At 72.9% G+C, this 7,496-nt stretch carries 6 protein-coding genes and 3 pseudogenes; 2 read left to right on the forward strand and 7 right to left on the reverse strand.

What is annotated here, in order from left to right; all coding sequences use genetic code 11:
* Positions 1-217 precede the first annotated feature (217 nt).
* The 5 genes and pseudogenes from E2651_RS38910 to E2651_RS38930 form a co-directional block, all read right to left on the reverse strand.
* Positions 218-964 (reverse strand): BTAD domain-containing putative transcriptional regulator, encoded by a 747-nt coding sequence (locus E2651_RS38910; RefSeq protein ID WP_135335999.1) that lies wholly within the window; start codon positions 962-964, stop codon positions 218-220.
* A 127-nt stretch (positions 965-1,091) separates the two neighbouring features.
* Positions 1,092-3,908: an AAA family ATPase gene (locus E2651_RS38915; protein ID WP_167829027.1), complete on the reverse strand. Its 2,817-nt coding sequence runs from the start codon at positions 3,906-3,908 to the stop codon at positions 1,092-1,094.
* A gap of 155 nt (positions 3,909-4,063) precedes the next feature.
* Positions 4,064-4,255, reverse strand: a complete 192-nt coding sequence (locus E2651_RS38920) for a hypothetical protein (RefSeq protein WP_135336001.1) — start codon at positions 4,253-4,255, stop codon at positions 4,064-4,066.
* Between the two features lie 181 nt (positions 4,256-4,436).
* Positions 4,437-4,919, reverse strand: coding sequence for a hypothetical protein (locus E2651_RS38925; RefSeq protein ID WP_135336002.1), 483 nt, complete (start codon positions 4,917-4,919; stop codon positions 4,437-4,439).
* A gap of 23 nt (positions 4,920-4,942) precedes the next feature.
* Positions 4,943-5,185 (reverse strand): annotated as a pseudogene (locus E2651_RS38930) (cation diffusion facilitator family transporter); the annotation flags it as partial.
* On the opposite strand from E2651_RS38930, the pseudogene E2651_RS45750 reads away from it, so the two are divergent.
* Positions 5,184-5,300 (forward strand): annotated as a pseudogene (locus tag E2651_RS45750) (transcriptional regulator); the annotation flags it as partial. The pseudogenes E2651_RS38930 and E2651_RS45750 overlap by 2 nt on opposite strands.
* A 40-nt stretch (positions 5,301-5,340) precedes the next feature.
* Here the strand turns inward: E2651_RS45750 and E2651_RS38940 are convergent.
* The gene (locus tag E2651_RS38940) at positions 5,341-6,423 is read right to left on the reverse strand and encodes an NADH:flavin oxidoreductase/NADH oxidase (RefSeq protein WP_135336003.1); all 1,083 of its coding nucleotides are present in this window, start codon (positions 6,421-6,423) and stop codon (positions 5,341-5,343) included.
* 143 nt (positions 6,424-6,566) lie between these two features.
* On the opposite strand from E2651_RS38940, the gene E2651_RS38945 reads away from it, so the two are divergent.
* A complete protein-coding gene (locus E2651_RS38945) occupies positions 6,567-6,953 on the forward strand; it encodes a helix-turn-helix domain-containing protein (RefSeq protein WP_135336004.1) in 387 nt (128 codons plus the stop codon).
* A 78-nt stretch (positions 6,954-7,031) separates the two neighbouring features.
* On the opposite strand, the pseudogene E2651_RS38950 reads toward E2651_RS38945, so the two are convergent.
* Positions 7,032-7,496, reverse strand: a pseudogene (locus E2651_RS38950) (NADP oxidoreductase); the annotation flags it as partial.

Below are 7,496 nucleotides of genomic sequence, written 5' to 3' on the forward strand. Positions count from 1 at the left end.
GGGTGGGGGAACGGCGACGGCCGGGACGAGGATGTCCCGGCCGTCGCCGTTCCCGCGATCCCCGCTGCCGCGCACGGCACCCCCGTGTCCGTGCGTGGCCGGGTGGTCCAGGGTGCGCGGAGGCGCATCACACAGGTGTCACCGCGGCGTCACACCCGCGGCCCGTGCACCCCCGAGCGCACACGGACCCGCGGGCCGACGGCGACCAGGACGTCCGTCACGTCAGCGCGTGGCGCACCATCGTGAAGAACTGCCCTGACGGTTCGATGCCGAGTTCCGTACGGAGCAGCCGGCGGAAGGCCTTGAAGTGCCGTACCGCCTCCGCGAGGTTGTTCTCGGCGAGGTGCACCTTCACGACCGCGCGGTGCGCGCTCTCGCGCAGCGGGTCGATGCGGGTGCTCTCCAACGCGGCCTCGAGAGCGGGCGCGTACTGCTCCTGGGCGACGAGCCGCGCCGACAGCGCCTCCAGGGCGTGCAGCCGCAGCTGGTGCAGCCGCTCCCGCTCGAACACCACCCAGTCCTGCAGCCAGCCGGGCAGCAGCTCACCCATGCCGAGCAGTGAGGCGCACGCGGCCCCGGTCCCCTCTGCCGGGGCCGCGAGAATGTGGTGTGCCGTGGTGGTGAAGTCCTGGATGTCCATGCGGACGCGCCGGTCGAGCGCGAGCACACCGGACCGTGCGTCCGAGATGACCGAACTCGCGCCGTTGAGGCGCCAGATGGCGGTACGGAGACAGGCCCGTGCGCGTTCCTCGGTGACCTCGGGCCACAGCGTCCCCGCGAGGGCCGACCGGGTCGCCGCGCCGCGCAGCGCGAGCAGGGCGATCAACTGCTGCCCGCTGGCCGGGACGCCGACCGGCACGTCGCCCCGGCCCTCCTCGCGGCTGAGCTGGAATCCCCCGAGCAGCCGCAGCCGCAGAGCGGGTGGTGCGTCGTCGCACACCGCAGGACATTCCGTGACGGCCATCTGTGTACCCCCAGTCGAGCAACCCGCCCCTGACCTGGCACGAACCTACGCCGGGGGTCACCAGGGGTGCCTCAGGGAACCGCCCAGGGATATCCCCGGTGTGCCGGGCCCGAGGCCGCGGCGCCGGTCACGACGCGCGGTGCCCCTGCGGTGCGAAGTGGCTCACGAGCCCGATACGGGAGGTGATGCCGAGCTTCGTGTACGTGTGGCCCAGGTGGTACTCGATGGTCTTGACGCTCAGCGCGAGCGCGGTGGCGATCTGCCGGTTGGTCAGGCCCTGTGACGCGAGGCGCGCGACGGCCAGCTCCTGCGGGGTCAGTCCGTCGGCGGCGGATTCGGTGTCCGCGGGTTCCTGGTCGGACCGCGGCGGCGCGGCCCGGCCGCAGGCGTCCAACTCCCGTTCGCAGCGCGCCAAGTAGGGGGCCGCACCCAGTGCGCGCATCGTGGTGTACGCGGCGTGCAGCTGCTCCACGGCGACCGAGCGGCGGCCGATCCGGCGCAGGAACGCGCCGTGGTCGAGTTCCACGCGGGCCCGGCCGAAGGGCACGGGCACCTGCGCGGCCTGGTCGTGCGCGCGCAGGAAGGACGCCTGGGCGCGGTCGGTCTCGCGGCGCGCGGCGTGCAGGTTCCCGCGCACCCGCGCCGCCGCGGCGAGCGCCGAGTGCCGCCCCCGGGCCGCCGCCCGCTCCTCGTACGGCACGAGCACGGCCTCGGCCTCGTCGAACTCGCCGAGGTGGATCAGCGCGTCGACGAGCAGCTCGCGCCAGGCCACCACGCCCGGTTCGTTCACCCCGTCGTGCGAGGCGAACCCGAGGAGCGGCCGCAGTGCGTCGACGACCCGCTCGGGCTCCGCGCGGGCCTCGGCGAAGCAGCCGTGCGCCGACGCCGCGTACGCGAAGGCCAGCGCGCTCTCGTCGCAGCCGGGCGCGTCCAGGGCGAGCCGCAGATGCACAGACGCACGCTCCCAGTCGCCGCGCGCCGACAGGATCCAGGAGGCGATGGCGTGCGTGACGGGCTTGAGCCACGACTGCTCGGTGTCGTCGGCGATCGACGCGGACGCCTCCGCGTGGATCAGCGCCTCGTCCCAGTCGCCGAGCCGGTGCAGGGTCTGGGCGAGCGCCGACGCCGAGAGCAACCGCAGCGGCACGGTTCCCCTGCGGCAGCTCGCCACCGCCCCGAGCAGGTCCGTGCGGGCGCCCCGCAGATCGTCCGACCACAGCCTCAACTGCCCCCGCGCAAGCAGGAGATCGATGCTCGACGACGGCACGAGCAGCGGATCGGGCAGCTCTCCGGCGAGCTCGATGCCCTTCTGGGCGAATCCGCTCAGGCCAAGGGCGAGGAGATGGTTGAAGCGGAGCATGCGGCTCGGCCCCTGCAGAGTGGAAAGGCGCTGCGCGCGCTCTGCCCACCGCGCGGCGTCGGCGGCCCGCCCCCGCATCACGGCGGCGTAGCTCAACTGCTCGGCGGCCCGCGCGGCCAGCGAGGGATCGCTCTCGTGGTCGCACTGGTCCCAGGCGTCGACGAGCAGTGTCTGCGCCTGCTCCATACGTCCCTGGACGCGCGCCACATAGCCGCGGACGTAGCCCCGCAGCGCGGGATCCGCGCTCTCCGGCAGCCCCGCGGCGAGCTCGGCCGACTCGTGCACCCGGCCGTCGAGCAGCAGCGCCTCGACCGCCTCGACGGCGAGCCGGTCGCGCTCCAGGTCCGTCGTCGCCACCCGCGACGCGTGCCGCAGATGCGTTCCCGCGACCGCCCACTGCCCGGTGGCGGCCTCCCGCCGGGCGCATGCGGCGAGGGCGGCGGCGAGGTGTTCGTCGGGGCCCGTGGCGGCGAGCACACGGTGGCGCAGGCTCGCGTACTCGTCGCCGACCAGCGCCGCGGCCCGGGTGTGCAGTGCGGCCCGGTGGGCGGGGCCGATGTCCTGGTAGACGGCGGCGTGCACCAGGGGGTGCGGGAAGGCGATCTCGGGCGCGGAACCGGCGGGCAGCTCGCGCAACAGCCCTGCTTTGACGGCCCGTTCGAGCGGGGGCAGCGGGGCAGGCACCCGCGCGAGCGACGCGGCCACGCTCAGCGGGCTGGAGAGCCCGAGCACGCTGACCGCCTGGACGAGCCGCAGCGCCTGGGACCCGCACTCCGCGAGATTGGCGAGCACGAGCATGGCGTACGAACGAGGAGCGGGCAGCGGTGTCGCCACGTCCCGCAGGACACGGGCCGGCACCTGGTCGAGCAGCGCGCGGGCGTGCAGCGGATTGCCGTGTGTGTGGTCATGGAGCCGTACGGAGGCGGAGTGCGGGAGCCGGTCGGTGCCCAACTGGACGCTGAGCGAGCCGAGTTCGTCCGGGGTGAGTCCCTCGAGGGGGATCCGGCGGGTGCGTACGTCGCTGAGCAGGCGGCGGATGCCGTCCGGCAGTTGGGGCGCGGCCGGGTCCCGTGCCGTCACGATGGCGAGGACCTTGTCGACGCGAAGCCGCCGCAGTGCGAACGTCAGCGCGTTCAGGGACGCGGAGTCCGCCCAGTGTGCGTCGTCGAGCACGAGGATGACGGGCCCCTTGTCCTGGAGCTCGCTCAGCAGGTCGAGCAGTCCGAACCCGGCCGCGAGCGGCGGCAGCGTGCCGGGCGCCGAGCGGGGCACGCGGACCAGCGATCCGAGGCAGTCCGGCAGCGGGATGGGGCTCTGCCCGACGAACTGGGCGAGCACCCCGCACGGCAGCGCGCTCTCGTTCTCCTCACCGCTGGCCTGGAGCACGCAGGCGTCGCCCGCCGTGTCCAGGAACCTGCGGACCAGAGCGGTCTTGCCGATACCGCCGGGCCCTTCGATCAGCACGAGGCGCGGCACACCGTCGCACGCCTGCCGGAACTCCTCCTGGAGCAGGGCGAGTTCGTGTGTGCGGCCGGCGAACGCCGGAGTATGGACATGGCCGTTCAGCGTGTTCCCGGACGTCATCACCGCCCCCACCTGTCGACACCCGGTAAGGCCGCCCGGACCGTGACGGCGCATCGTGCCGGGCGCATGACCCTGAACGTCCACGATGATGCCGAAACCGCTCTCGGTACAAGCTGATTCCGCACTCCCGAAGAGCGGTTTCCCGCCGGACGGGATCAGACGTCACAGGAGTCGTCACCCGTCGCGGACGAGGGTGCCGGCTCGGGCGGAGGTTCGAGGAGCGAGAGCAGCTCGAGCCACCCGTGGAACGGCGTGCCCCGCCCCGTGTCCTCCTTACCGTCTTCTTCGTCCACGACGTTCCCGTGCACGCCCCCGGAGGAGCGGAACACCTCGATGACGTAGCGCACAACGCCCTCCCGGGGGCCAGGCTCAGCCCCGAACGTGACACATCGCGACATCGCAAGGCTAGGAACGCCGGGCCGCCCGGCGCTTCGGGGAGTCACCTGGGGATGACCCCAGTCCTAGGACCCCGGGTGTGCGCCGAACCACCCCGCACGCCCCTCCACCCCCAGGCCTCACTCTCAGGGCTCAGTCCCAGGGCTCGCGCAGGGGCCTGCGCCGCCACCACGCCCCGAGGCCGGACGGGGGACGTCCGTGCGGCAACGGGACCCAGGGGCGCAGTGATCCCGATGGGTCCGGGACAGTCGCGGCGACGAAGCGGGCGTCGAGCTCCGCGAGCAGCCGCCCCGCCGGGCCTCGGCGCTCGCCGGGCAGCGAGGTCATCACCTCATCGAGGGCATCCCGGGACTCGAGGTCATTGCCGTACTCGACGATGAAGTACGGCCGCCCGCCCACTTCCAACAGCCCCACAAGCCGCTCCCAGCAAGCGAACCGGTGCGCCACCGAGTACACCGGTGCCGTGACCGCGCTCCGCAGCCGGGGCGCGACCCGCGCCCGCTCCACCTCCAGGCGCCGGGTATCGCACCGCGCGAAGGCGGCAAGAACGCTGCCCGGCAGCGCGTCCCACACCGCCCGGCAGCGCGGAGCGCCCCGGAAATCCTCGACGTCCACGCGTCCACCCCCTCTCACACGACTCACACGACGTGATGCGCCAGCGTCGCATGCGGGTCCGGAGCGCCCGGAACCGGTGCCGGGTCCGCGTGGACCAGGGCGGCGGTCAGCCGGGGAACGGCGTGCCCGCTCGCACGGACACCGGGTACGTGCTCCAGAGCGTGCTCGGCGGTGTCCGCCACGGCCGGGTCCACGGCGTCCATGACGCGCCGGAACACCTCGCGGCAGGCATCGCGCAGGACGAGCAGGATCGCGGCGGTGATGGCTGACGTGTCGACCCTCACGGAGGCCTGCGGCGCGGCCCGCCCCGCGGTCGGCCAGCACCTGGCGAAGCCGTGGCGGCTGGTCGGCGAGGCGTTGAACCTCGCGAACCATCACCTCAATCCCGGAGAGCGGCGGCGGGGCGGGGCGTGCTGGAGTGTCACACCATCCGCAGGTACTGCGGAGGCGTGGCGACCTCGCCGCCCAGCTCGTTCGCGGCGTGCCGGGCGAAGGACGGGTTGCGCAGCAGCTCGCGGCCCAGGAGGACCGCGTCCGCCTCTCCGTTGGCGAGGATCTTCTCGGCCTGTTCCGGTTCCGTGATCAGGCCGACGGCGGCGACGGGCAGGTCGGTCTCGGCCTTGACGCGGGCCGCGAAGGGGACCTGGTAGCCGGGGCCGATCGGCATGCGGACGCCGGTTGCGTTGCCGCCGGTGGAGACGTCCAGGAGGTCTACGCCGTGGGCCTTCAGGAGCGTGGCGAAGCGGACGGTGTCGTCCGGGGTCCAGCCGTTCTGCTCCAGCCAGTCGGTGGCCGAGATGCGGAAGAAGAGGGGCTTGTCGTCGGGCCACACCTTCCGTACGGCGTCGACGACTTCGAGGGCGAAGCGGGTGCGGCCCTCGAAGGAGCCGCCGTACTCGTCGGTGCGCTCATTGCTGTGCGGGGAGAGGAACTCGCCGATCAAGTAGCCGTGCGCGCCGTGCACTTCGACGACCTCGAAGCCCGCGTCCAGGGCGCGCTGGGCGGCCTCCGCGAACTGCCCGACGATCTGGTGTATCTGATCGGTGGTCAGTTCCGTCGGTGCGGTGTGGCGCTCGTCGAACGGCAGCGGGCTCGGGCCGAGCGGCCGCCAGCCCTCCTCCGCGTCCGGAGCGATCGGTGCGCCGCCCTTCCAGGGGCGGTCGGTGCTCGCCTTGCGGCCCGCGTGGGCGATCTGGATGCCGACGCGGCTGCCCTGGCTCTTCACGAAGTCGGTGATGCGGCGCAGCGCGGTGACCTGGGTGTCGTTCCAGATGCCGAGGTCGGCGGGGGAGATGCGGCCCTCGGGCGAGACCGCGGACGCCTCGAGGATGATGAGGCCCGTGCCACCCGCGGCGCGCGCCGCGTAGTGGGCGAAGTGCCAGTCGTTGGCGACGCCGGCGTTCGGTCCGAACACCTCTGCCGAGTACTGGCACATCGGCGCCATCCACACACGGTTGGGGATGGTCAGCGATCGCAGGGTGTAGGGCTCGAACAGTGTGCTCACGGTGGACTCCATATCGCGCGCGGTCTCGGATGCCGCTAGTACGATAAACCTCGTAGTACGGTGGATGTCAAACTACGAAGACCCTCGTACAATGGAGCCCGTCGATGATGTTGAAGACGGACGCCTGACGAAGTGGAGCCGCCATGACGACCGACGCAGCGGGCAGCCGACCGCTCGCGCACCCCGAGCGGTCGGAGATCCGGCTCGAGGGCGTGCTGCACGCGTTGTCGGATCCCATTCGTCTGCTCATCGTCCGGCAGTTGGCCGGAGGCGGCAGCGGAGATGGAGATGGTGACGGCGCGGGGGCCGGGCTCTCCTGTTCGCAGATCGAGCTGCCCGTCACGAAGTCCACGAGCACGCACCACTACCGGGTGCTCCGTGAGAGCGGTGTGATCCAGCAGATCTACCGCGGCACCGCCAAGCTGAACGAGCTGCGCCGCGACGACCTGGACGCCCTCTTCCCGGGGCTGCTCGGCAGCGTCCTCGGCGCGGCCGCCGCGCAGGCCGAGCGGCCCGTCGTGCTGAGCTGACTGCTGAGCTGACTGCTGAGCTGACTTCCGGGCGTCCCCGCAGGTCAGGCGTCCCCGCAGGTCAGGCGGCCCCGCCCGTCAAGCGGCGCCGCGCGACGCCGCCGTGAGGAGTCCGGGCCAGTCCGGGATCTTCACCGGGCCGCGGCCCAGCGACGTGCCCAGTTCCGCCTCGGCCCGTTCGATCGCCTGCCAGCCCGGCCATTCGACGGGCCGGAAGCCCGCGTCGCGGAGCGCGGTCAGCGGGTCGTCGGGCACGTCCTTGCGTACGAGGGCGGGCGCGTCGTCGAGCAGCGAGAGCACCGTCTCCTTGGCGCAGGGGCGGTTGGTGCCGATGACGCCGGTCGGGCCGCGCTTGATCCAGCCCGCCACGTACTCACCGGGTGACGCCGACCCCGCGCGCAGCACCCGCCCCGCCGCGTGCGGCACCGTGCCCCGCTCCGGGTCGAACGGAAGCCCGTCGATGGGTACCCCGCGATAGCCGACCGAGCGCAGCACCAGCTGCCCCGCGATGTCCTCGTACCGCCCCGAACCGGTCACCCCGCC

Origin of the sequence: Streptomyces sp. MZ04 (assembly GCF_004684775.1) — a bacterium.
Taxonomy (GTDB): Bacteria; Actinomycetota; Actinomycetes; order Streptomycetales; family Streptomycetaceae; genus Streptomyces.

Coding starts and splice junctions, on each gene's coding strand:
- E2651_RS38945 (WP_135336004.1), top strand. CDS start 6,567: ATGACGACCGACGCAGCGGGCAGCCGACCGCTCGCGCACCCCGAGCGG.
- E2651_RS38915 (WP_167829027.1), bottom strand. CDS start 3,908: ATGACGTCCGGGAACACGCTGAACGGCCATGTCCATACTCCGGCGTTC.
- E2651_RS38910 (WP_135335999.1), bottom strand. CDS start 964: ATGGCCGTCACGGAATGTCCTGCGGTGTGCGACGACGCACCACCCGCT.